At 71.9% G+C, this 22,363-nt stretch carries 21 protein-coding genes; 11 read left to right on the top strand and 10 right to left on the bottom strand.

The window, feature by feature from the left end:
• The first annotated feature begins 144 nt into the window (after nucleotides 1-144).
• From IE251_RS01490 to IE251_RS01480, 3 genes are all read left to right on the top strand, one after another.
• Entirely contained in the window at nucleotides 145-1,269 is a 1,125-nt protein-coding gene (locus IE251_RS01490) for a hypothetical protein (RefSeq protein WP_189751064.1), read from the top strand.
• An 88-nt stretch (nucleotides 1,270-1,357) separates the two neighbouring features.
• Nucleotides 1,358-2,023 carry a peptide-methionine (S)-S-oxide reductase MsrA gene (gene msrA, locus IE251_RS01485; protein ID WP_189751063.1) on the top strand — a complete coding sequence of 222 codons (666 nt, stop codon included), beginning with the start codon at nucleotides 1,358-1,360 and terminating at the stop codon, nucleotides 2,021-2,023.
• 100 nt (nucleotides 2,024-2,123) lie between these two features.
• Nucleotides 2,124-2,849, top strand: coding sequence for a Type 1 glutamine amidotransferase-like domain-containing protein (locus tag IE251_RS01480; protein WP_189751062.1), 726 nt, complete (start codon nucleotides 2,124-2,126; stop codon nucleotides 2,847-2,849).
• A 154-nt stretch (nucleotides 2,850-3,003) separates the two neighbouring features.
• Here IE251_RS01480 and IE251_RS01475 read toward each other — a convergent pair whose 3' ends face one another.
• Nucleotides 3,004-4,047 carry an NAD(P)-dependent alcohol dehydrogenase gene (locus IE251_RS01475; RefSeq protein WP_189751061.1) on the bottom strand — a complete coding sequence of 348 codons (1,044 nt, stop codon included), beginning with the start codon at nucleotides 4,045-4,047 and terminating at the stop codon, nucleotides 3,004-3,006.
• A 169-nt stretch (nucleotides 4,048-4,216) separates the two neighbouring features.
• Between IE251_RS01475 and IE251_RS01470 the strand changes: the two genes are divergently transcribed.
• Entirely contained in the window at nucleotides 4,217-5,128 is a 912-nt protein-coding gene (locus IE251_RS01470) for a helix-turn-helix domain-containing protein (protein WP_189751060.1), read from the top strand.
• A gap of 78 nt (nucleotides 5,129-5,206) precedes the next feature.
• Here the strand turns inward: IE251_RS01470 and IE251_RS01465 are convergent, their stop codons facing one another.
• The 3 genes from IE251_RS01465 to IE251_RS01455 all read right to left on the bottom strand — a co-directional run bounded on the left by IE251_RS01465 (nucleotide 5,207) and on the right by IE251_RS01455 (nucleotide 10,617).
• Nucleotides 5,207-8,491, bottom strand: coding sequence for a S8 family peptidase (locus tag IE251_RS01465; protein ID WP_189751059.1), 3,285 nt, complete (start codon nucleotides 8,489-8,491; stop codon nucleotides 5,207-5,209).
• 297 nt (nucleotides 8,492-8,788) lie between these two features.
• Nucleotides 8,789-10,039 carry a L,D-transpeptidase gene (locus tag IE251_RS01460; RefSeq protein WP_189751058.1) on the bottom strand — a complete coding sequence of 417 codons (1,251 nt, stop codon included), beginning with the start codon at nucleotides 10,037-10,039 and terminating at the stop codon, nucleotides 8,789-8,791.
• A 233-nt stretch (nucleotides 10,040-10,272) separates the two neighbouring features.
• On the bottom strand, nucleotides 10,273-10,617 hold the full coding sequence (locus IE251_RS01455) for a hypothetical protein (RefSeq protein ID WP_229896531.1): 345 nt from the start codon (nucleotides 10,615-10,617) through the stop codon (nucleotides 10,273-10,275).
• Between the two features lie 109 nt (nucleotides 10,618-10,726).
• Between IE251_RS01455 and IE251_RS01450 the strand changes: the two genes are divergently transcribed.
• Together IE251_RS01450 and IE251_RS01445 are read left to right on the top strand one after the other, a co-directional pair.
• Nucleotides 10,727-11,083, top strand: a complete 357-nt coding sequence (locus tag IE251_RS01450) for a hypothetical protein (RefSeq protein WP_189751057.1) — start codon at nucleotides 10,727-10,729, stop codon at nucleotides 11,081-11,083.
• Between the two features lie 6 nt (nucleotides 11,084-11,089).
• The gene (locus IE251_RS01445; protein ID WP_229896530.1) at nucleotides 11,090-11,797 is read left to right on the top strand and encodes a hypothetical protein; all 708 of its coding nucleotides are present in this window, start codon (nucleotides 11,090-11,092) and stop codon (nucleotides 11,795-11,797) included.
• Between the two features lie 48 nt (nucleotides 11,798-11,845).
• On the opposite strand, the gene hutH is transcribed toward IE251_RS01445, so the two are convergent.
• The 5 genes from hutH to IE251_RS01420 all read right to left on the bottom strand — a co-directional run bounded on the left by hutH (nucleotide 11,846) and on the right by IE251_RS01420 (nucleotide 18,400).
• A complete protein-coding gene (gene hutH, locus IE251_RS01440; protein ID WP_030778620.1) occupies nucleotides 11,846-13,384 on the bottom strand; it encodes a histidine ammonia-lyase in 1,539 nt (512 codons plus the stop codon).
• Between the two features lie 105 nt (nucleotides 13,385-13,489).
• Nucleotides 13,490-14,632: a GGDEF domain-containing protein gene (locus IE251_RS01435; RefSeq protein WP_189751056.1), complete on the bottom strand. Its 1,143-nt coding sequence runs from the start codon at nucleotides 14,630-14,632 to the stop codon at nucleotides 13,490-13,492.
• Between the two features lie 149 nt (nucleotides 14,633-14,781).
• Nucleotides 14,782-15,576 carry an enoyl-CoA hydratase/isomerase family protein gene (locus IE251_RS01430; protein WP_189751055.1) on the bottom strand — a complete coding sequence of 265 codons (795 nt, stop codon included), beginning with the start codon at nucleotides 15,574-15,576 and terminating at the stop codon, nucleotides 14,782-14,784.
• 154 nt (nucleotides 15,577-15,730) lie between these two features.
• A complete protein-coding gene (locus IE251_RS01425) occupies nucleotides 15,731-16,846 on the bottom strand; it encodes an adenylate/guanylate cyclase domain-containing protein (protein ID WP_189751054.1) in 1,116 nt (371 codons plus the stop codon).
• 693 nt (nucleotides 16,847-17,539) lie between these two features.
• Complete coding sequence (locus tag IE251_RS01420; protein ID WP_189751053.1) at nucleotides 17,540-18,400, bottom strand: biotin--[acetyl-CoA-carboxylase] ligase; 861 nt, start codon at nucleotides 18,398-18,400, stop codon at nucleotides 17,540-17,542.
• Nucleotides 18,401-18,510: 110 nt separating this feature from the next.
• On the opposite strand from IE251_RS01420, the gene IE251_RS01415 reads away from it, so the two are divergent.
• The 4 genes from IE251_RS01415 to IE251_RS01405 all read left to right on the top strand — a co-directional run bounded on the left by IE251_RS01415 (nucleotide 18,511) and on the right by IE251_RS01405 (nucleotide 21,214).
• Nucleotides 18,511-20,112 (top strand): acyl-CoA carboxylase subunit beta, encoded by a 1,602-nt coding sequence (locus IE251_RS01415; RefSeq protein ID WP_189751052.1) that lies wholly within the window; start codon nucleotides 18,511-18,513, stop codon nucleotides 20,110-20,112.
• A gap of 24 nt (nucleotides 20,113-20,136) precedes the next feature.
• A complete protein-coding gene (locus IE251_RS01410; RefSeq protein ID WP_189751051.1) occupies nucleotides 20,137-20,352 on the top strand; it encodes an acyl-CoA carboxylase epsilon subunit in 216 nt (71 codons plus the stop codon).
• 83 nt (nucleotides 20,353-20,435) lie between these two features.
• A complete protein-coding gene (gene mmpB / locus IE251_RS41625) occupies nucleotides 20,436-20,564 on the top strand; it encodes a morphogenic membrane protein MmpB (protein ID WP_267925621.1) in 129 nt (42 codons plus the stop codon).
• Nucleotides 20,565-20,596: 32 nt separating this feature from the next.
• Nucleotides 20,597-21,214, top strand: a complete 618-nt coding sequence (locus tag IE251_RS01405; protein WP_189751050.1) for a Maf family protein — start codon at nucleotides 20,597-20,599, stop codon at nucleotides 21,212-21,214.
• On the opposite strand, the gene IE251_RS01400 is transcribed toward IE251_RS01405, so the two are convergent.
• A complete protein-coding gene (locus IE251_RS01400; RefSeq protein WP_229896529.1) occupies nucleotides 21,186-21,788 on the bottom strand; it encodes a hypothetical protein in 603 nt (200 codons plus the stop codon). The genes IE251_RS01405 and IE251_RS01400 overlap by 29 nt on opposite strands.
• Before the next feature lie 364 nt (nucleotides 21,789-22,152).
• On the opposite strand from IE251_RS01400, the gene IE251_RS40575 reads away from it, so the two are divergent.
• Nucleotides 22,153-22,363: biotin carboxylase N-terminal domain-containing protein (locus IE251_RS40575; protein ID WP_308436568.1), on the top strand; the 211-nt coding region annotated here is incomplete at its 3' end.

Here is a 22,363-nt window from a genome sequence, read left to right as displayed (position 1 = left end):
ACGCGCCGACCCACCCGATCCGCCGGCTCCCTTCGACCCGCCGAGCCCACCCCATCCGCCGGCCCCGCCCGGCCCCGCCCGGTCCGCCGGCTTCTTCCGGCCCGCCGGCCCCATTCGACATTCGACACGAACGGACCGACCCGCATGACCGTCCTCTTCTGGATCCTCGGCATCCTGGCCGTCCCCACGGCGGTCTTCCTGCTGTGGCTGCTCTGGGTGTTCCTGAAGGAACTCTTCTCGCCGAGCCCCGACGACGGGGACACCGACGCCGACGCCGAGGCCGCGCGGGCCGCCAAGGCCGCCGCGAAGCTCGGCCTGCTGCCCGCCGAGCGGCAGAACACCGAGCTCGCCGCGCCGCTGCCGGAGCAGTGGACGGCCGCGCTGGCCGCCGTGCGCGGTGGTGACTGGCAGCCCGCCGCCGACCTGCTCGCGGCGGTGGGCCGGGACTGGGAGCGTCGCTCGGCGCTCGCCTATCAGCTGGCCGACCGCGCGGCCGAGGAGGACGCGTGGCTGCTGGCCTGGGAGGCGGCCCGGCCCGACGACCCGGACGCGGCCGTGGTCCGCGCGCGCAGCACGGTGATCCTGGCCTGGAAGATCCGGGGCGCGAAGGCGGCGAAGTACACGACCCGGGAGCAGGCCGAGGGCTTCCACCGCACGCTGACCGCCGCGCGCGCGGATGTCGCGCGGGCGGCGGCGCTGAACCCCGACGACCCGACCCCGTTCGTCGCGGAGATCTGGGTGGCGCTGGGCCTCGGCTACCCGAACGCGCGGATGGACGAGCTGTGGACGGAGATCACCTCGCGTGCCCCGCACCACTACGAGGCGCACTTCTCGGCGCTGCAGTACTGGTGCGCGAAGTGGCGCGGCTCCGAACGGCTCGCCCGCGAGTTCGCCGAGCGGGCGGCGGCCGGCGCGCCGCTGGGCAGCCTGCTGACCGTGCTGCCGCTGATCGCGCACTTCGAGCACGACGAGTCGGACGACACCGAGGCCGACAACACGCCGGAGATGCGGGCCCGGGTCGAGGCGGCGCTCGCGGACGCGGCGGCGGCCGACCCGTCCCACCCGAGGCTGCCGGAACTGCGTCACCTGCTGGCGTACTACCTGCACCTCCAGGGCCGCAACGAGGCGGCGCTGGAGCAGTTCCGGCTGGTCGACGGGCATGTGAACGCGCTGCCGTGGCGCCACGACAGCGACATGGCCGGCTACTACTGCCGGGTCCGGAACACGACGGTCGCCCTGGCGGAGGAGGCGGCGACGGCGGGCGTCTGACCGGAATGCGCGGGGCGCGCGGGGCGTTGTACGGGTGCCGTCGCCGCCGACGCGGGCGGCACCCAGCCCCGACCGACAGGGAGACCCGATGCTCTTCGGCCGCACACCCCAGCTGCCCACCCCCGAGCAGGCGCTCAAGGGCCGCCCCGAGCCGGCCTACGCGGTCCCGGAACGCCACACGGTCCTCGGCACGCCGCTGCTCGGCCCCTTCCCCGAGGGCCTGGAGATCGCCGACTTCGGCCTGGGCTGCTTCTGGGGCGCCGAGCGCAAGTTCTGGCAGCTCCCGGCGGGCGTGTTCACGACCTTGGTCGGTTACCAGGGCGGTCACACGGAGAACCCGACGTACGAGGAGGTCTGCTCGGGCCTGACCGGTCACACGGAGGTGGTCCGGGTGGTCTACGACCCGCGGCAGATCTCGTACGACGCCCTGCTGAAGACCTTCTGGGAGTCGCACGACCCGACGCAGGGCTTCCGGCAGGGCAACGACGTGGGGACGCAGTACCGTTCGGCGATCTACACGCACACCCCGGAGCAGGCCGCGGCGGCGGAGGCCTCTCGCGACGCCTACCAGAAGGTCCTGACCTCCTCCGGCTACGGCATGATCACCACGGAGATCCTCCCGGCCGAGGGCCGCGCCTTCTACCCGGCCGAGGCGTACCACCAGCAGTACCTGGACAAGAACCCGGCGGGCTACTGCGGCCTGGGCGGCACCGGCGTGTCCTGCCCGGTCGGCATCGCCCGCACCGGGAGCTGAGGGCTTCCGCCCCGGACGGCGGCCGGGAGCGGTAAATCGCGCGACGGCTCCGGCTCGCGGCCCGTACATTCGCCCCTTTGCGTCTGTTGAAGGGGAGGGCATGGGCAGTCCGGTGTTTCTGATCGGTGGCGGCTGGGACCGCGCCGAGGTGTACGAACCGTTTCTGCGCCAGGTGCGCGGCGCCCGGCGGATCGGGTGTCTGATCGTCGACGAGGGGGACGGGAAGGCGCAGTTCGAGCGGTACGCGGGGGCGCTGGGCAAGGCCGGGCCGGCGTGCGTGCCGGTGCCGCTGCTCGTACCGCTCGGCGGCCGGTTCGAGCCGGAGGCCGCGCTGGACGGGATCGACGGGCTGCTGGTGTGCGGAGGGCTCACGCCCGCGTACCAGGAGGCGCTCGCGGAGTGCCTGGAGCGGCTGCCGGGGCTGCTGGCCGAGCGCGGGCTGCCGTACGCGGGTTTCTCCGCCGGTGCCGCCGTGGCCGCACGGCGGGCCGTGGTCGGCGGGTGGCTGGTGGACGGCGTGCCGGTGTGCCCGGAGGAGACCGGGGAGGATCTGGCGGAGGTGGAGGTCCGGGCGGGGCTCGGACTGGTGCCGTTCGCGGTGGACGTGCACGCCGCCCAGTGGGGGACGCTGGCCCGGCTGGTCGCGGCGGTCGGCCGGCGGCAGGCGCCGTACGGGGTCGCCGTGGACGAGAACACCCTGCTCGCCGTCCATGACGGCGAGGCCCGGGTGTCCGGCACCGGCCGGGTACACGTGGTACACCCCGCCCCGAACGAAAGCGCGACGGTACGGGCATACAGCGCCGGCGAGGGCTTCGTTCTTCAGTAGGGGCAGAGAGCGCCCCGAAGGGGCGCGGGGAACTGCGCGAGCAACCACGACGGCCCCGCGGTCGGCAGACAACCCCGGCAGGCAGACACCCCGCCGCCGGCCGTAGCCCGGCAAGGACTACGGCCGGCAGGACTACGGCCAGGCGGACCGCAGGTCAGATCGTGGCGGTGTCGATCACGAAGCGGTAGCGGACATCACTGGCCAGCACCCGCTCGTACGCCTCGTTGATCTCGGATGCGGCGATCAGTTCTATCTCCGCGCCGATGCCGTGCTCCGCGCAGAAGTCCAGCATCTCCTGGGTCTCGCGGATGCCGCCGATCATGGAGCCCGCGAGGGTCTTGCCGCCGCCGATCACCGAGAAGAGGTTGAGGGAGACCGGCTCCTCGGGGGCACCCACGTTCACCAGCGCGCCCTCCGTCTTCAGCAGCGACAGGTAGGCGTTGAAGTCCAGCGGGGCCGACACCGTGGACACGATCAGGTCGAACGTGCCCCGCAGTTCCTCGAAGGTCTTCGGGTCGCTGGTGGCGTAGTAGTGGTCGGCGCCCAGCTTGAGGCCGTCGTCCTTCTTGCGCAGGGACTGCGACAGCACGGTCACCTCGGCGCCGAGCGCGTGCGCGATCTTGACGCCCATGTGGCCGAGGCCACCCATGCCGAGGATCGCGACCTTCTTGCCGGGGCCGGCGTTCCAGCGCTTCAGCGGGGAGTACGTGGTGATGCCGGCGCACAGCAGCGGCGCGGCCGCGTCCAGCGAGAGCCCGTCGGGGATGCGGACGACGTAGTTCTCGTCGACGACGATCTTCTGCGAGTAGCCGCCGTAGTTGGGCGTGCCGTCCCGGCCGATGGCGTTGTACGTGGGGCCGAAGCTGCCGTTCAGGCAGTACTGCTCCTGCCCGGCCCGGCAGTTCTCGCACTCACGGCAGGAGTCGACCAGGCAGCCGACGCCCACCCGGTCGCCGACCTTGAACTTGGTCACACCGGGGCCGACCTCCGACACGACGCCGGCGATCTCGTGGCCGGGGACCATCGGGAAGATCGCCTCGCCCCAGCCCTCCCGGGCCTGGTGGATGTCGGAGTGGCAGATACCGGCGAACTTGATGTCGATCAGGACGTCGGACTCGCCGACCGCGCGTCGCTCGATGGTCGTGCGCTCCAGCGGAGCCTTCGCGGCGGGGGCGGCGTATGCGGCAACAGTGGTCATGCCGGGGGTTCTCCTAGCGGTCGTTCTCGCGCCCGGTCCTGGTACCGGGCACGGCGTCCAGCCTGCCGCACGACCGGTGGTGTACCCAGACCACGCCTTTGCGTACGACCGCTGTGCGTACCACCAGCGAGGTCAGGCTCCCGGGCATACGACCAGGAATACTGGACGCATGGACAGCAGGGACGAGCAGCCGGAGACCACGATCAGCACCGGCGGGGCCCTGGACCGGCGGGCGGAGCTGAGCGAGTTTCTGCGCAGCCGGCGGGCCCGGCTGAAGCCGGAGGACGTGGGACTGTCCGGCTTCGGGCGGCACCGCCGGGTGCCGGGGCTGCGCCGGGAGGAGCTGGCGCAGCTGGCCGGGGTGTCGGTGGCGTACTACACCCGGCTCGAACAGGGCAACGGACGGAACGTGTCGGCGGAGGTGCTGGACGCGATCGCGCGGGCCCTCAGGCTGACGGACGCCGAGCACGCCCATCTGACGCATCTGGCCAAGCCGAAGGCGCTGAAGAAGAAGCAGGTGGCGCGCCAGCAGCAGGTGCGCCCGGCGCTGCGGCAGCTGCTGCAGACCATGGAGTCCGTGCCGGCGTACGTCGTGGGCCGGCGCTCGGAGATCCTCGCCTGGAACCGGATGGCGGCGGCCCTCTTCGGCGACTGGGCGGAGGTGCCGCCGGCCGAGCGGAACTGGGCCCGGCTGGTGTTCCTGCGCCCCGAGTACCGGGAGCTGTTCGTCGACTGGGAGCAGAAGGCGATCGACATCGTGTGCGCCCTGCGCATGGACGCGGGCTGCCACCCGGACGATCCGAAGCTGTCGGCGCTGGTGGGCGAGCTGTCGGTGAAGAGCGAGGAGTTCCGCCGGCTGTGGGCCACGCACGACGTCAAGGAGAAGAGCCATGGCGTCAAGCACCTGCACCACCCCTTGGTGGGCGACCTCGCGCTGAACTTCGAGAGCTTCCGCCTGACGGACGGCTCGGAGCAGTCCCTGATCACCTATCACGCCGAGCCCGGCTCCCCCACCGCCGAGTCCCTGCGCCTGCTGGCGAGCTGGGGCACGGACGCCACCCGGGCGGTTCCCTCGGTGTAGCCCGGAAACGGGCGAGCGGCCCGCGGCGGGTGGGTACCCGCCGCGGGCCGCTCGTGCGGACGGTCGGCTAGCGAGGGATCACTTGCCGAAGTACGCGTTGTGGATCGTGATCTCCGACGTGTTGCCCTTCTTGTCGGTGATCTTGGCGCGGAACGAGACGGCCTTGTTCCTGGCCGGGTTCTTCACGGTGATCTTGCCGTTCCTGACGTCGGTCTTCTTGAAGTTCTTGCCGTCGTAGGAGACGTAGACGGCGAGGGACTTCAGGTTGCGGCCGGCGGCGGCGCCCTCCACGGTGACCGGGAAGGTGACCTTCTTGCCCGCCGCGACCCGGCTGTCCAGGCCGGTGGTGGCACCGAAGCGCAGGGTGGAGGCGGGCAGCTGGACGAAGTCGCCGGACGGCCTCTTGGAGCGGAAGGTCCAGGCCGCGTCGATCCGGGTGGAGGCCTCGGACACCGTGGCCTTCCGCGTGACCGAGGTGGTCAGCCTGTACGCCGCGTCACCGGCCGGGACCTTGAAGGTCTCGCCGCCGAACAGCGGGTCCTTGATGGTGCCGACCTTGGTGCCGTTGCGGTACAGGGTGGTGCTCGCCGAGGCGAAGCTCGAGTACCCGGCGTGCCCGGCCGAGTCGGCGAACAGCGGCAGCGCGCCGAAGATCTCGTCGCCCTCCCGGAAGAGACCGGTGTCCTTGGTCAGGTGCGGGCCGAAGACGGCGGTGTTGACCGTCTTGGTGTAGGTCTTGCCGCCCTTGAAGGTGGAATCGCCGAGCGAGTACCCGGCGTCGTAGTCGTCCCCGCCCTGCTGGCCGAACTCCAGCCCCCAGCGCACACCGCCCGTGGTGGACAGGTGCAGGGTGCGGGTGCCGGGCAGCTTCTGCGGAACGCTGATGGAGGAGGCGCCGGAGCTGCCGGGCAGCCAGCCCATGGCGTCGACGGTGCCCGTCTTGCCGCGGGCCGCCACGCCCATCCGGACCTTCACCGTGGCGAGTTCGCCGGCCTTGTAGTGCCGGGTGTAGCCGGTGGCGAGCTGCTTGACCGGGCCGCCGGAGGTGACGGCGTACTCCTCGGTCGCGCCCTTGGTCCAGTGGGCGTCCCACTGCTGGGTCAGCGAGCCGGCGGGCGGCTGCGGGCCGAGGTGGGCGGTGCGGAAGTTCTTGTACGAGTCCAGGAACCTCGTGTAGAGGTACTCGCTGTCGCCGACCGTGATGCCGAAGCCCGGCGCGGCGAACGCGGGCTTCAGGCCCGAACCGGGGACGGTGATGTCCACCGGCTTGGTCTTGCGCGCGTCGAGGGTGATCGTCTGCTTCTTGTCGACGGTCAGCTTCGGCTGCACGAGCCAGTCGATGCCCTTGGCGGAGTTGTCCGGGTCGCGGTAGACGGTGGTGTCGAGGATGTACGTGCCCTTGGGCGCGCGCACCTTCACCGTGCCGGACTTGTCGTAGGGGTTCACCGAGGTGCCGGCCGCCAGGCCCGCCACGCCGGTGAGGTCGGCCTCGTAGTACGGGGCCGGCTTGCCGTCACGGCCGATGAACTTCAGCGTGACGTCGTAGGTCTCCACCTCGCGCTGCACCGCGGCGGCCGTGCGGACGGTCTGGCCGTCGCCGCCCGTCGCCGTGACGTACGCGGAGTAGGCGCCGTCGACGGTGCCGCCGAGCCTGGTGTCCACGGTGAGGTCGACCGCGGCCGTGCCGTGCGCCGGGACGGTGACCTGGTTGGCGCCGAGCGTGAAGAAGCCGGCCGGGGCCGCCGCGCCCTTGGGGCCGGTGGCGGTGCTCGCCAGGGTGAGCGTGACGTCCTTGTCGCCGAGGTTGCGGTACGTCAGCTTCTTGGTGACCGGGGTGTCGTCGGTGTGCGGCCACTGCTGCACACCGAAGTTCAGCGAGACCGGTTCGGCGACGACCGACTGGTTGATGGCCTTGTCGACCTGGATACGGCCCGAGCCCTGCTCGAAGGCGGTGTACTTGCCGCCCTTGGTGGAGCCGGTCAGGGCGCCCTTCAGCTCGGCGTAGCCCCAGTCGGGGTGCCGCTGCTTCAGGATGGCCGCGGCGCCCGCGACATGCGGGGTGGCCATCGAGGTGCCGGAGATCGTGAGGTAGCCCTTGGGCTTCTGGCCGACCTCCCCGTCGATGACGCTGCCGTCGGCCGCGGCGGCGGTGATGTCGACGCCCGGCGCGGTGACGTCCGGCTTGATGGCGCCGTCGCCGACGCGCGGGCCGGTGGAGGAGAAGTCCGCCAGCTTGTCCTTGTCGTCGACGGCGCCGACGGTGAGCGCGGCGTCCGCGCTGCCCGGCGAACCGACCGACTGGGGGCCGTCGTTGCCCGCGGCGATCGCGAACAGGACGCCCTTCTCGGCGGAGAGCTTGTTGACCTCGGCCTCGAGCGGGTCGATCCCGGGGGTGTCGTAGCCGCCGAGGCTGAGGTTGATGACGTCGGCGCCCTGGCCGGCCGCCCACTCCATGCCGGCGAGGATGCCGGAGTCGTCGCCGAAGCCGCTGTCGTCCAGGACCTTGCCGTTGAGGAGCTTGGCGTCCGGGGCCACACCCTTGTACTTGCCGCCCGACTTGGCGCCGGTGCCCGCCACGATGGAGGCGACGTGCGTGCCGTGGCCGAAGTGGTCGGTGGCGTCGGCGGCGGCGGTGAAGTTCCGGGAGGCGATCACCTGGTCCTTCAGGTCCACGTGCCGGGTGTCCACGCCGGTGTCCAGGACGGCGACCTTGACGCCCTTGCCGGTGTAACCGGCCTTCCACGCGGTGGGGGCGCCGATCTGCGGCACGGACTTGTCGAGGCTGGCCTCGCGGACGCCGTCGAGCCAGACGTGCGCGATGCCGGAGGCGGTCCTGTCGCCGTCGGTGACGGCGTCCCACAGCCCGGCGGTGTCCCCGGCCGGAATCTGCACGGCGTCCGCGTTGAGGGCGGTCAGGCTGCGGCGCAGGGTGCCCGCGTCGCGGACCCCGGCCTTGGCGGCGCCCGCGCCGCCGCGGTAGCCGACGATGACCTTCAGGCCGTTCTTCTGTGCCTTGCGGGTGGGGGCCTTGTCCAGCTCGGTGACGTCGAACAGACGCCGGTCCAGCGTGCCGGAGGCCACCAGGCGGGCCGCGTCCGCGGGGATCACAAGGGTGTGCCCGGCGGCCCTGCGGACCTTGAAGGGTATGTGCTCGCGGCCCTTGGCCCGCTCCAGGCCGACGACCCGGCCCTTGGCGTCGAGGGCGACGCGGTCACCGGTGATCAGGGTGACGTGGTGCCTGGCGGTGAGCGCGGAGGCGCCCGCCGAGGTGCGGGCGGGCTTCGCCGACGCGGGGCTGGTCATTCCCGCTGCGAGGGCGACCGCTGCGGCCGTTGCCACGGTGGCCGCAGCCGCTCTTTTCACTTGTACGCGCAAGTTCTCCCCCTGGAGATGAGGTACCGGGCGAATTCCCCGTTCACCCGGCCGGGGGCGGACTCGCACAGGTGCGCGTCGGCCTCCCGGGCATCGAAGTATTCCGGGAGGCGATCAGGCACTCAAGAGATGAGAGAACGGTGAGAAAGCACGACAGGAAACTGTTACGTGCCGTCCGGGACACCGTTACAGAACCGCGAAGTCCCTTGGAACCAAAGGGTGTTATGCGCCGTCAACGAACGATGCCGCCCCCGGAGGGGCGGCATCGCGCGAGGTGATGACGGAGCGTCAGACGGCCGAACCGGCCTTCCACTGCGCCCAGTCCATGTTCCAGCCGTTGAGGCCGTTGTCCGGCGAGACCGTCTTGTCGCCGGTGTTCTGGACGACCACGACGTCACCGATCAGCGTGTTGTTGTAGAACCAGGCCGCCGGAGTGCTCGGGTCGTTGGCGCCCTTCGCGTCCCGCAGACCGACACAGCCGTGGCTGGTGTTCGCGCTGCCGAACACCGACGGCGCGCCCCAGTAGTTGCCGTGGATGAAGGTGCCCGAGGTGGTCAGGCGCATGGCGTGCGGCACGTCCTTGATGTCGTACTCGCCCTTGCCGTCGTCGTCGGTGAAGCCGACCGTGGCGCCGTTCATGCGGGTCTGCTTGAACTTCTCCGAGACCACCATCCGCCCCTCGTACGTCTTGTTGTCGGGGGAGCCGGCGGAGATCGGGATGGTCTTGACGACCTTGCCGTCCTGCGTGACCTTCATCTGCTTGGTCTGCGCGTCGACGTAGGAGACCTGGTTGCGGCCGATGTGGAAGGTGACCGTCTTCTGCTGGACGCCGTAGACGCCGCTCGCGCCCTGGACGCCGTCGAGCGCCAGCTTCAGGGTGACGGTGGAGCCTTCCTTCCAGTAGTCCTCGGGACGGCAGTCCATGCGGTTGGCGTTGAACCAGTGGCAGGCGACCTCCTGGCCGCTGCTGGAGCTGACCGTGATGCCCTTCTGCACGGCCGCCTTATTGGTGATCGCCTTGTCGAAGTTGATCGACACGGGCATGCCGACACCGACCGTGGAGCCGTTGTCCGGGGTGAAGGTGCCGATGAAACTGTTGGCCGGCGAGACCGTGGTGAAGGAGGCGTTCTCGTGGGCTATGCGGCCCTCGGAGTCCTTGGCCTCCGCGGCGACCTTGTAGGTGGTGGACCGCTCCAGCGGGGTGCTGGGCTTCCAGCTCTTGTTGTCGGCGGACAGCTGCCCGGCGACGGGCTTGCCGTCCTGGGTGGTCATGGTGACGCCGGTGAGCGTGCCCTTGCTCACCGTCACGGCGGCGGAGTTGTTGATCGACGCGTTGGCGGAGCCGTCCTTCGGCGTGATCGTGATCTGCGCCTCGGAGGACTTCTTGGCCGCCGCCTCGTCGACGCTGGCCTGCGAGGTGTCGCCGTTGCCGCTGCCGGAGGCGTCGGCGTCGCCGCCGGAACACGCCGTGAGCACCAGCACACCGCCGAGCAGAGCGGAAGCGGCCGCCAGGCGTCCGCGCCGCTTACTGTCCGTCATCACAAGCTTCTCCATCGTTGCCGAGTCGCGAAAACCCCGAGAGTCCCCCGTCAAGAACCATCAACGCTACGGCCGGTTCGTCCCGTTCCCGCCCCGTGGATCTGTGGGGCATCCCACGTCCGTGGCGCGCTCCTTCGTCACGGGTGGGGCCGGACACCGGTCCGTACGTCCCCTGGGACGACGAAGGCCCCGGACGGCGGGTGCCGTCCGGGGCCATGGGTGCCCCGGGACGCTCAGCCGATGCCGTCCTCTTCCTCGTCGTCCTCCCCATCATCCTCGTCCAGGTCCCACTCGGGCGAATCGGGGTCGTAGTCGACGCGCTCGCTGGACCAGGACGCCTGCTGGAGCTCCACCCCGGGCACCTCGCTGACCAGGTCGAACGGATCCACGAGATAGGCCAGGGCCTCCGCGGTGTCTTCCGTCACAGCGGACTCGGCGTGCGCCCGCTCCGCCTCCGGCAGCCCGGTGTCCCCGGCGAGGCGGCGCAGCGCGGCCTTGGCCACCTCGTCCTCGTCGTGCACCTCCAGCACCAGCTCCACCCGAAGCCGCACAAACCGTGATGTCTCTTCCGTGCTCATGAGGGGAGCGTACGGTCGAAACCTCCCGTGACTTTCCTGTGACCCGCGCCTTTCACTAACATCACCCCACACGGCCAATTCGCCAGCGTCACAAGGGGATCGATATTCCGTGTCCTACGCTCGCCGCCCGTTGCTGACCGCCACCGCCGCGGGCACCCTCCTGTGCGCACTGTGGTTCGTCCCGTCCGCGAACGCCTCGCAGAACACCCCGGCGAGAGAGACGGCGACCGCCTCGACGCCCGCCCGGGTCACACAGGCCACAGAGGCCACAGAGGTCACACAGGTCGCGCAGGTCAGAGCGGTGTGGGCGCCGGCCACAGGCACGGACCGGGCGGCCGAGGAGGCCGAACTGGCCGACACCGGCGCCTTCGACACCACCCCGTACGTCATCGGCGGGAGCCTGTTCCTCGCGGTGGGCGCCGGTTTCGTCGTGTACTCGGTGCGTCGCGAGCGCATGGGTTTTTGATGTGTCTTGACCAAGGGCTCGGGGAACACCTCGGGCAAGGACGCCGCGAAGCCGGCCGCGAAGACGCTGAGCGCGGCGGAACTGCAGAAGCTGATCATCGCCAAGGGTGATGTGCCCGGGCACGAGGTCGGACCGGTCGAGGGCGGCGTCCCGGACCGCTCCGAGGTCAAGGCCTGCGACGCCAAGTGCGAGCCGGTGCTCCAGGCCTTCACCGGCATCGCGCCCGGCGCCCCGGCGGCGAACACCAGCCGCATGGCCACGCAGGAGAACAAGGCCCCCACGGCCCCGCCCAGCTCCCCGGAGGACCTGACCGAGGGCGCCCTCAAGGACGAGTTCACCAAGGCCATGAACCTGGACGTCACCGTGGTCACCCCGGCCTCGTACGACGGGGACGGCGCCGAGCGGGCCCTGACCTCGCTCCAGGACGCGGTCAAGGCGTGCGCGGGCGGGTTCTCCGGCGAACAGGACGGCGAGAAAGGCAAGTTCACCAAGGTCGCCGAGGAGAAGGCCTCCGGCACGGGTGACGCGTCGGTGGCCTTCACCGCGACCGACGAGGACGGCGAGGACGGCGCCCTGCCGCTGCACTCCGAGGTGGTGCGGCACGGCAGGACCCTCGCGGTGTACACCACGGTCAACATCGGCGCGATGATGAACAAGAAGCCCTACACGGTCTCCGCCCCGGTCGTGAAGGCGCAGGCCGCCAGGCTCTCGTGACGGAACGTCACCCATGGGACGGGGCCCCGGCCGGGGCCCCGCCGTCGGTCACTGGAGCGGGCCGGTGACCTTCTCCACGGCCGCCAGCAGCTCGCCGCCGCGCACGAAGGCGTCGGCGGCGGCCAGGTCGGGCGCCAGGAACCGGTCCGGGCCCGGGCCTTCCACGCCTGCGGCGCGCACGGCGTCGATCACGGCCTGCGTGGCGGGCGCCGGGGTGAGTCCCTCGCGCAGCTCGATGGCGCGGGTCGCCGCGTACAGCTCGATGGCGATGACCCGGGTGAGGTTGTCCACGGCGGTGCGCAGCTTGCGCGCGGCCGACCAGCCCATGGAGACGTGGTCCTCCTGCATGGCGGAGGACGGGATGGAGTCCGCGGAGGCCGGTACGGCGAGCCGCTTCAGCTCGCTGACCAGCGCGGCCTGCGTGTACTGGGCGATCATCAGCCCGGAGTCCACGCCGGCGTCGTCGGCGAGGAACGGCGGCAGGCCGTGGCTGCGGTTCTTGTCCAGCAGCCGGTCGGTGCGGCGCTCGGCGATGGAGCCGAGGTCGGCGGCGGCGATGGCGAGGAAGTCCAGCACATAGGCCACCGGCGCGCCGTGGAAGTTGCCGTTGGACTCCACCCGCCCGTCGGGCAGCACCACCGGGTTGTCCACGGCCGAGGCCAGCTCCCGGTCGGCGACCAGGCGGGCGTGCGCCATCGTGTCGCGTCCGGCGCCGGCGACCTGCGGGGCGCAGCGCACGGAGTAGGCGTCCTGGACGCGCGGGGCGTCGTCCTGGTGGTGCCCGGTGAGCCCCGAGCCCTTCAGCACGGCGAGCATGTTGGCGGCGCTGGCGCCCTGCCCGGGGTGCGGGCGGATGGCGTGCAGCTCGGGCGCGAGGACCTTGTCGCTGCCGAGCAGCGCCTCCAGGGTGAGGGCGGCGGTGACGTCGGCGGACTTGTAGAGGGTGTCCAGGTCGGCGAGGGCCATGATCAGCATGCCGAGCATGCCGTCGGTGCCGTTGAGCAGGGCGAGGCCCTCCTTCTCGCGCAGCTCGACGGGCCGGATCCCGTGCTCGGCGAGCAGCTCGCCCGCGGGCCGGACGCGCCCGTCGGGGCCCTCCGCCTCGCCTTCGCCCATGAGGGTGAGCGCGCAGTGGGACAGCGGGGCCAGGTCGCCGGAGCAGCCCAGGGAGCCGTACTCGTGCACGACCGGGGTGATCCCGGCGTTCAGCACGTCGGCCATGGTCTGCGCGACCTCGGGCCGCACCCCGGTGTGCCCGGAGCAGACGGTCTTCAGCCGCAGGAACATCAGGGCCCGTACGACCTCACGCTCCACCCGGGGACCCATGCCGGCGGCGTGCGAGCGGACGATGTTGCGCTGCAACTGGGCGCGCAGCTCCGGGCTGATGTGCCGGGTCGCCAGGGCGCCGAAGCCGGTGGAGACGCCGTAGACCGGGTCGGGCTTGGCCGCCAGCGCGTCCACGATCTCCCGGGCCGCCGCGAGGGCCGCCACCGCCTCCGCCGACAGCTCGATGCGGGCACCGCCGCGCGCCACGGCGAGAACGTCGGACGCCGTGACCCCGGACGTCCCCACCACCACAGTGTGCATATCCATATTCAGGAGCGTACGCATTGAATGCGATGGTGTCACTAGTGGGCACCGGAGTCACCCCTTACCTCGGAGTGTGGGTTTCGCCTCACCAGCGGCGCCCGTTCACGGCCGCCGCCCACGGAACCGGCGCCGCTCGGCGCGCGAGGGCGGCGGCTCGTCGGCCAGCCGGACGACCGGATCGCCGGGCCCCTCCCGGCCGGCCACCACCGGCCGGTCCAGCCGCAGCGCCTTGGCCCGGTACTGGGCGGCGTCCGCGAGCCGGAACAGCCGCCGGGCGTCGCCCACCTCGCCGATCGCCTCCGCGGTCGAGGCGATCCCGCACGCCACCCCCTCCCCCGGCTCCAGCTCCCCGGCCCGGCGGCACAGCTCGTCCGCCGCCTTCACCACGTCGTCGGCGGGCGGCCCCACCGCGACCAGGCAGAACTCGTCCCCGCCGAGCCGCGCGACCAGCGCGCCCGGCACCATCGCCCCGCACAGCGACAGCACCGAGCCGAAACGCTCCAGCAGCCGGTCGCCGACGGCGTGCCCGAGGGTGTCGTTGACCCGCTTGAGCCCGTTGAGGTCACAGACGACCAGGCTGACCACCGCACCCTCCGCGCGGTGCCGCTCGACGGCCTCCTCCAGGCACACGTCCACGGCCCGGCGGTTGGCCAGGCCGGTGAGGGCGTCGGTGAACGCGAGCCGGCGGGCCTCCTCCAGCCGCTCGGTCTGCGCGATACCGGCGGCCACGACGGCGGCGAGCACGGTGGCGAAGTCGGAGTCGGCCCGCGCGAACACGGGCGCGCCGGCCGCGCGGGCCACGTACAGCTCGCCCCAGGCCCGGCCGTGCAGCACGACGGGGGCGACGACACAGCACCCGCGCCCCCGCCGGCGCAGGGCCGAGACCCGCTGGTGGAGGTACCCGGCGCTGCCCTCGGCGGCGCCCTCGACGGTCTCCACCCAGGCGTTGGGTCCCCCGCCACCGGCCCACCGCTCGTGCAGGAACTCGGTGATCTCCGGGAACTGGTGCACCGGATAGGTCTCGGCCTCCGGGAACTCCTCCTCGTCCGCCGCCCGGTCCCCCACGTTCACGAGGACCCGGAGCCGGCCCAGCTCGCGCTCCCAGACCGACAGCGCGGCGAAGTTGCCGTCCAGCGCGTGACAGGCGCCGAGGGCGGCGGCCTGCCAGCACTCGCGAGGGGTGTGCGCCGCCGCCATGCCCTGAGCCAGCGCCACGACCGCGGCGAGCCGCTTGTCCTCACCCATTACTCCAGGTTAGGGAGTAATGCGGACACAAGGGACATCGATGCGGCGATCAGGTGGCCGCCGGCGAGACGGCCGGGCGCACGCCCGGACCACCACTGCCCGGCAATGAGCCGGCCGAAGCGCACCCGGACCTCGGCTACCCGCCCCCCTTACTCCCCCGGCCACTGCGGCTTGCGCTTCTCGTTGAAGGCGGCCACACCCTCCGCGCGGTCGCCCGAGAAGGCCACCGAGCGCCATGCCGCGTCCTCGACCTCCAGACCGGCCCGCAGATCCAGCCCGTGACCCAGCCGCAGCGCCCGCTTGGCGGCCCGCAGCCCCACCGGCGAGTTCCCGGCGATCCGCTCCCCGAGCGCCAGCGCCTCCTCGCGGTCCCGGCCCTCCTCCGTCAACTGGTCCACCAGCCCCAGCCCAAGGGCCTCCTCCGCCGCCACCCGCCGGGCCGAGAAGATCAGCTCGGCGGCCCGTGCGGCCCCGACCCGCCGGGGCAGCAGCTGCGTACCACCGCCGCCCGGGATGACACCCACGGACACCTCCGGCAGCCCCACCACGGCCGTACGGTCCGCCACGATCAGATCGCAGGAGAGGGCCAGTTCGAAACCGCCGCCCAGCGCGAAGCCGTGCACCGCGGCGATCGTCGGCATCGGCAGCTCCAGCACCCCGGTGTACGCCGCCCGCGCCACCGGCCGCTGCCGGACCAGGTCGGCGTCGGTGAAGGAGTTCCGCTCCTTCAGGTCCGCCCCGACACAGAACGCCCGGTCGTGCGAGGAGGTCAGCACGACCACCCGGGCGGCGGGGTCACCGGCGAGCGCGGCGCACGCGCCCGCGAGGGAGCGGGCCATCTCCGTGGAGACGGCGTTCATCGCCTTGGGCCGGTCCAGCACCAGCTCCGCGACGTGCCCGTGCCGCCGCACCAGGACGAACTCCCCGTACCGCTCCTCGCTCATGACACCCCTCCGGTTAACGCGGGTTAACACACTGTGGGTCAGATCATCGCAGCCGTACCCGATCCCGGAAAAGACCGGGGCCGCACCCTCACGCCGAGGCCGCCACCGCAAGCAGGACGAAGCGCGTACGGGACGGGTGACCCGGCGAGCGGGGCTAGGAGGACCGACCGTCGCGACGGGTGAGCAGCCACGGCTCGACGACGCCGAGCCCGCGCACCGGCCGCTGCCACATCGGCTGGAGGGCGAAACGGTACGACGGCGTCTCCTCGCCCTCCTTCTCGGCCGCCGCGGCTTCGGCCTCGGAGGCGGGCGCCTCACCGGTGCGGATCAGTTCCTCGGCGAAGGCGCTGTCCACCAGGACGGCGTCCCGGGGCGCGATGGAGGTCAGCCGGGAGGCGAGGTTGACCGTCGTACCGAACACATCACCCATCCGGGTGGTCACCGTGCCGAAGGCCATGCCGACCCGCAGCTCGGGCATCGTCTCGTCGTTCGCCAGGGTCTCCACCAGGCGCAGCGCGATGTCCGCGGCCACACCGGCGTCGTCCGCCGCGTACAGCACCTCGTCACCGAGGGTCTTGATCAGCCGGCCGCCGCGGGCGGCCACCAGGTCGGCGGCGGTGGTCTCGAATGCCTCGACCAGCTCGCCCAGCTCCTCTTCCTCCATCCGGCGGGTGAGCCGGGTGAAACCGACGAGGTCGGCGAAGCCGACGGCGAGCCGGCGGTCGACCATCTCCTCGTCGTCGGCGGCCTGCACGACCCGGCCGGTCGCGGCGGCGAGCTGACGGCGCCAGACGTAGACCAGGAACTCCTCCAGCTCCGGCAGCAACAGTTCGACCAGCGGGTACGTCACCTCGGTGCGGGTCATGCCCGGCTCCGGGGGCTCGGTCAGCCCCTCCAGGAACGAGTCGATCTGCCACTCGGCCAGCCGGGCCGTGGTCTGCCCGGTGGACCGGGCCACCTGCACCGCCATGGCCTCGCTGAGCAGCCCCGCCTCCACCAGACCGGCGAGCCGCCGCAGGGCCAGCACATCGGCCTCGGTGAGGGCCTTGGCCTGCCCTATGTCCGCGAACCCCATGGCCCGCCAGAACCGGGACGCCAGCTCCATGGAGACACCGGCGCTACGGGCCGCCTGGAACGGGGTGTAACGGCGCTCGGCACCCAGGATGAGCTGTTCGAGCCGCAGGGCCAGCGGGTCCTCGCCGTTGTCGGGGGCGTGGGGATCCACCCGGCCGTCCCCGCCAGCGCCGGAGCCCGTGTCGTCGACGGTCACGCCTGCTGCCCTTCCGATCTGCCACGGTCAGGTATCGACCGGCCTCAACTCTACGGCAGGTGTGCGCCAGCTCACTCCGTCGGGTTGGGCCGACGGGACCCTTCCCGGTACGCCGACCATGGCTGGTCGCGCAGTTCCCCGCGCCCCTTCGGGGCGCCAGGGTTGCCGTTGGTCGAGAGGCGAGACGGCGGGTCGGCCGCGCACGGCGGGAAGGGGACGTGTCGGGGGGTGTCCGCCCGCAGCGGTTGGCGCGTCAACACGAGAACCTCTACGGCCAACCGATTCCGCGCCGTTCCGAGGACGGACACCCCCCGGCGCGGCCCCGACTCCCCCACTCATCCTGGGCGCGACGCGCACCCCCACACACCCGCGGAGGCGCCGCAGGCACCCAACCCCCCACCCGCACCCAAGGCACCACGCGAGGGCACCCGCACAGGCGCCGCAGGCATCCGACCCCCAGCCGCACCCGAGGCACCACCCCTGGGGGACACAACACACCCGCACCCCGCACCCCCCACCCGAGGCACCACGCGAGGGGACCCCCACAACGCACCGGCACAGGCACACCCCGCCCCCAAGGCACCACGCGTGGGAACACAACGCACCCGCACAGGCGCCGCAGGCACCCGCACCCGGACCCTGCCACCGCGCCGCACCACCCCCCGAGCCCCCCGGCCAAGCCCCCCGCAGGGGTCACGCGGGGCGCAGATGAACGATGTCCCCCGCCCCCACCGGCTCCTGAACCCCTTCCCCCGTGGCGATGACCAACCGCCCGTCCCCGTCCAGCGCCACGGCCTCCCCCACCACGGACCGGTCCCCGGGCAACTCCGCCCGCACCGTCCGGCCGAGCGTGGCGCACCCCGCCGTGTACGTCTCCTGCAACCCGCACACCGAGGGGTCACCCCCCGCCGCCCGCCACCGCCCGTACCAGTCCTCCAGCGCCCGCAGCACCGCCCGCAGCAGCGGATCCCGGTCCGTCCCCGCCGCCCCGGCCAGCGCCAGCGACCCCGCCTGCGGAACCGGCAGCTCGTCGGCCCGCAGGCTGACGTTGATGCCGACGCCGATGACGACCCCGTCGTCCCCGGCCCGCTCCGCGAGGATCCCCCCGGCCTTGCGCTCCTCCCCGCCGACGGTGACCAGCAGGTCGTTCGGCCATTTGAGCGCCGTGTCGACGCCCGCCGCCCGCGCCAGCCCCGTCGCCACCGCGACCCCGGTCAGCAGCGGCAGCCACCCCCACCGTGCCACCGGCACCTCACGGGGCCTGAGCAGCACGGAGAAGAACAGCCCGGACCGCGGCGGCGCGCTCCATCGCCGGTCCAGCCGCCCCCGGGCGGCCGTCTGCTCCTCCGCGACGAGCACCGCCCCCTCCTCGAGGCCCCCGGCGGCGGCCCGCGCCACGAGGTCGGAGTTGGTGGAACCGGTACGCGGCACCACCTCGATGTCGCGGTACAGGCCCCCGTCCCGGACCAGCCCGCGCCGCAGCGCGGTGGCGTTCAGGGGCGGGCGTTCGAGGTCGGACCAGCGGCTGTCGTCTGATGGATTCTGCGGCGTCATGCAAGCCACCCTAGGTGTGGTAAACGACGCACTGCTGATCGGTAGCGCCACCACTACTCTACGAATGAGTAACCGTCCCCCCTTTTGAGCAGGCAGGGAGCCGCATCCCGATGTCCGAGCCGGAAGAGCGTCACGAGATCCAAGGGATCGACATTCACACGACCGCGGGGAAGCTCGCGGATCTCCAGCGGCGCATCCACGAGGCGACGCACGCCGGTTCGGAACGCGCCGTGGAAAAGCAGCACGCCAAGGGCAAGCTGACGGCCCGTGAGCGGATCGAGCTGCTGCTGGACGAGGGCTCGTTCGTCGAGCTGGACGAGTTCGCCCGGCACCGCTCGACCAACTTCGGCCTGGACCGCAACCGCCCCTACGGCGACGGCGTGGTCACCGGCTACGGCACGGTCGACGGCCGCCCGGTCGCCGTCTTCTCCCAGGACTTCACGGTCTTCGGCGGCGCCCTCGGCGAGGTCTACGGCCAGAAGATCGTCAAGGTGATGGACTTCGCCCTGAAGACCGGCTGCCCCGTCATCGGCATCAACGACTCCGGCGGCGCCCGCATCCAGGAAGGCGTCGCCTCCCTCGGCGCGTACGGCGAGATCTTCCGCCGCAACACCCACGCCTCCGGTGTCATCCCGCAGATCAGCCTGGTCGTCGGCCCCTGCGCGGGCGGCGCGGTGTACTCCCCGGCCATCACGGACTTCACCGTCATGGTCGACCAGACCTCGCACATGTTCATCACCGGCCCGGACGTCATCAAGACCGTCACCGGCGAGGACGTCGGCTTCGAGGAGCTGGGCGGCGCCCGCACCCACAACACCGCCTCGGGCGTGGCCCATCACATGGCCGGCGACGAGAAGGACGCCGTCGAGTACGTCAAGCAGCTGCTGTCGTACCTGCCGTCCAACAACCTCTCCGAGCCCCCGGTCTTCCCGGAGGAGGCGGATCTCGCCGTCACCGACGAGGACCGCGAGCTGGACACGCTCGTCCCCGACAGCGCCAACCAGCCCTACGACATGCACACGGTGATCGAGCACGTCCTGGACGACGCCGAGTTCTTCGAGACCCAGGCCCTGTTCGCGCCGAACATCCTCACCGGGTTCGGCCGGGTCGAGGGCCACCCGGTCGGCGTCGTCGCCAACCAGCCGATGCAGTTCGCCGGCTGCCTGGACATCGCCGCCTCCGAGAAGGCCGCCCGCTTCGTCCGCACCTGCGACGCCTTCAACATCCCGGTGCTGACGTTCGTGGACGTCCCCGGCTTCCTGCCCGGCGTCGGCCAGGAACACGAGGGCATCATCCGTCGCGGCGCCAAGCTGATCTACGCCTACGCCGAGGCCACCGTCCCGCTGATCACCGTCATCACCCGCAAGGCATTCGGCGGCGCCTACGACGTCATGGGCTCCAAGCACCTGGGCGCCGACCTCAACCTGGCGTGGCCCACCGCCCAGATCGCCGTCATGGGCGCCCAGGGCGCGGTCAACATCCTGCACCGCCGCACCATCGCCGAGGCGGACGACGCCGAGGCCACCCGGGCCCGCCTGATCCAGGAGTACGAGGACACCCTCCTCAACCCCTACGTCGCGGCCGAGCGCGGTTACGTCGACGCGGTGATCATGCCGTCCGACACCCGCGCGCACATCGTCCGCGGCCTGCGTCAACTGCGCACCAAGCGGGAATCCCTGCCTCCGAAGAAGCACGGCAACATCCCCCTGTAGGCCCCGCCGACCCTGGGAGCGGTCATGAACATCAAGGTCGTACGAGGCAACCCGACCCCGGAGGAGCTGGCCGCCGCCCTGGCGGTGGTCCGCGCCCGCGCCGCGGCGGCGGCCACCGCGCCGTCCGGCGCGGGAGGTCCGAGGGACGCGTGGAACGACCCGGCCCGCATCGCCGCCCGGCACGTCCCGGCGCCGGGCCCGGCGTCGTGGTCCCGCACCTACTGGCCGGGCCGGGGCTGACCGCCCGCCTACCGGAATCCCGGGTGCCGAATTGAGTACGCCTACTCAGGCACCCGCACCCGGTCCGGCCGCACGCTGGGGGCATGCTGTGGTCAGATCCGGAGAACGAGCCGCCCGAGGAACTGCGCGAGGCGCAGAACATGCTCCGGCGGCTCGGTCTCCTCATGGCGCTGGCCATGGTCCTGGCGATGATCGTGATCGGCCTGAGGTGAGCCGCCCGGCGCGCCGTGGCTAACCTGACCGCATGACTGCCAATCGCCGCAGGCGACTCGTGCTCGCCTCCCAGTCCCCCGCCCGGCTGGGCCTGCTCCGGCAGGCCGGATTCGACCCCGAGGTCATCGTGAGCGGCGTCGACGAGGACGCCGTCACCGCGCCCACCCCGGCGGAGCTGGCGCTCGCCCTGGCCGAGGCGAAGGCGTCGGTGGTCGCGGCACGCCCCGAGGTGCAGGGGGCCCTGGTGATCGGCTGCGACTCGGTGCTGGAGCTGGACGGCAGGGCGCTCGGCAAGCCGGCCGACGCCGAGGAGGCCACCGCCCGCTGGAAGGACATGCGCGGACGGGCGGGCGTGCTCCAGACGGGGCACTGTGTGTGGGACACGGAGGCCAAGCGGTACGTGTCGGCGACCGCCTCCACCGTCGTCCGGTTCGGTGAACCCAGCGACGCCGAGATCGCCGCCTACGTGGCCTCCGGTGAGCCCCTCCACGTGGCCGGCGCCTTCACCCTGGACGGCCGTTCGGCGCCGTTCATCGAGGGCATCGACGGCGACCACGGCAACGTGATCGGCATCAGCCTGCCCCTGGTCCGCCGGCTCCTGGCGGAACTGGGCGTCGGTATCACGGAGTTGTGGGCGCCGGAGCGCTGACCCGGGCGTGCGCGGAGCCCTGGGACGGGACGGAGTCCCGGGGTTCCCCGTCGCCGTCCTGAGGTTCGCCCGTACGGCCCGTCGGCGCGTCCCCGTCGACGGGTTCCGGACCCGGCTCCGGCCCCGCCGCCGGCCCGGCCCCCTGCCCGGGCGTGCCGCCGGGGACCGCGCCCTGCGGGCCGGCCGCGCGGTCGTACGTCATCAGGAGCAGCACGATCAGCCCGAGGACGGCGACCATGAACACGAACGCCGCCATGCCGAACAGTCCCCAGGCGAACGCGCCGAGCAGGGCGTGCACCACGGCCGCGCTGATCAGCACCACTCGGCCAAAGCCGGCCGGTGCACGGTCGCGTACCGCGACGAGCACGGCCACCAGCGCGCACAGCGCGAAGTAGAGCCCGAAGACGACTCCGCCGATCTTCGAGGACGTCGCCATGACATCGGGGTCGAGACCGGCCAGGGACATCTTCTGCCGGTCCACGACGACCCCGAGCAGCCAGTTCACCGCCACGACGGACAGCGCCTCCACGACGAGGACGACCGCCACGACCCACGCCACCGGTCTGCGCACCACCGGGCCCCACCCACTCTCACACCGACAGCCTGTTACCCCAGGTACGTCCGAGACATCGGGAACGCTACTAACGGGTAAACCAGGGGACAAGGGTTGCGACGGAAGCAAAGAATCATTGGGCCATTCGTAGGGACTCGACAAAGAAACAGAGTGGGCCGCAGCACGCCCGCACAGAGACCTTGACCACACGGCGGGGCTAGGGTTTTCCCCAGGAGTCCTGCGTACCCCGGTGCGACATGGGCTTTCTCTGGTCGGGCGAGCCTCGGATCACGCTCCGTGTGGGCAAGCTCACCATTGGGGACGGGTCGAAGTGCCGTGTCGGCAGTCCCTAAACTCGGCTTGTTTCAAGGAGGGAGCCTCAATCGTGCGCAAGGTGCTCATCGCCAACCGTGGCGAAATCGCTGTCCGCGTGGCCCGGGCCTGCCGGGACGCCGGGATCGCGAGCGTGGCCGTCTACGCCGACCCGGACCGGGACGCTCTGCATGTCCGCGCCGCGGATGAGGCGTTCGCCCTGGGCGGTGACACCCCGGCCACCAGCTATCTCGTCATCGACAAGATCCTGAACGCCGCCCGCG

Source organism: Streptomyces eurythermus, from assembly GCF_014649115.1.
Lineage (GTDB): Bacteria > Actinomycetota > Actinomycetes > Streptomycetales > Streptomycetaceae > Streptomyces > Streptomyces eurythermus.
The sequence above is the reverse complement of the archived record's forward strand: the minus strand, read 5'-3'. Positions and strand labels throughout refer to the sequence as shown.

Excerpts from the sequence above, each read along its gene's own strand:
- IE251_RS01490 (WP_189751064.1), top strand. The coding sequence starts at position 145 with ATGACCGTCCTCTTCTGGATCCTCGGCATCCTGGCCGTCCCCACGGCG.
- msrA (WP_189751063.1), top strand. The coding sequence starts at position 1,358 with ATGCTCTTCGGCCGCACACCCCAGCTGCCCACCCCCGAGCAGGCGCTC.
- IE251_RS01480 (WP_189751062.1), top strand. The coding sequence starts at position 2,124 with ATGGGCAGTCCGGTGTTTCTGATCGGTGGCGGCTGGGACCGCGCCGAG.
- IE251_RS01475 (WP_189751061.1), bottom strand. The coding sequence starts at position 4,047 with ATGACCACTGTTGCCGCATACGCCGCCCCCGCCGCGAAGGCTCCGCTG.
- IE251_RS01470 (WP_189751060.1), top strand. The coding sequence starts at position 4,217 with ATGGACAGCAGGGACGAGCAGCCGGAGACCACGATCAGCACCGGCGGG.
- IE251_RS01460 (WP_189751058.1), bottom strand. The coding sequence starts at position 10,039 with ATGACGGACAGTAAGCGGCGCGGACGCCTGGCGGCCGCTTCCGCTCTG.
- IE251_RS01455 (WP_229896531.1), bottom strand. The coding sequence starts at position 10,617 with ATGAGCACGGAAGAGACATCACGGTTTGTGCGGCTTCGGGTGGAGCTG.
- hutH (WP_030778620.1), bottom strand. The coding sequence starts at position 13,384 with ATGCACACTGTGGTGGTGGGGACGTCCGGGGTCACGGCGTCCGACGTT.
- IE251_RS01435 (WP_189751056.1), bottom strand. The coding sequence starts at position 14,632 with ATGGGTGAGGACAAGCGGCTCGCCGCGGTCGTGGCGCTGGCTCAGGGC.
- IE251_RS01430 (WP_189751055.1), bottom strand. The coding sequence starts at position 15,576 with ATGAGCGAGGAGCGGTACGGGGAGTTCGTCCTGGTGCGGCGGCACGGG.
- IE251_RS01420 (WP_189751053.1), bottom strand. The coding sequence starts at position 18,400 with ATGACGCCGCAGAATCCATCAGACGACAGCCGCTGGTCCGACCTCGAA.
- IE251_RS01415 (WP_189751052.1), top strand. The coding sequence starts at position 18,511 with ATGTCCGAGCCGGAAGAGCGTCACGAGATCCAAGGGATCGACATTCAC.
- IE251_RS01410 (WP_189751051.1), top strand. The coding sequence starts at position 20,137 with ATGAACATCAAGGTCGTACGAGGCAACCCGACCCCGGAGGAGCTGGCC.
- mmpB (WP_267925621.1), top strand. The coding sequence starts at position 20,436 with ATGCTGTGGTCAGATCCGGAGAACGAGCCGCCCGAGGAACTGCGCGAG.
- IE251_RS01405 (WP_189751050.1), top strand. The coding sequence starts at position 20,597 with ATGACTGCCAATCGCCGCAGGCGACTCGTGCTCGCCTCCCAGTCCCCC.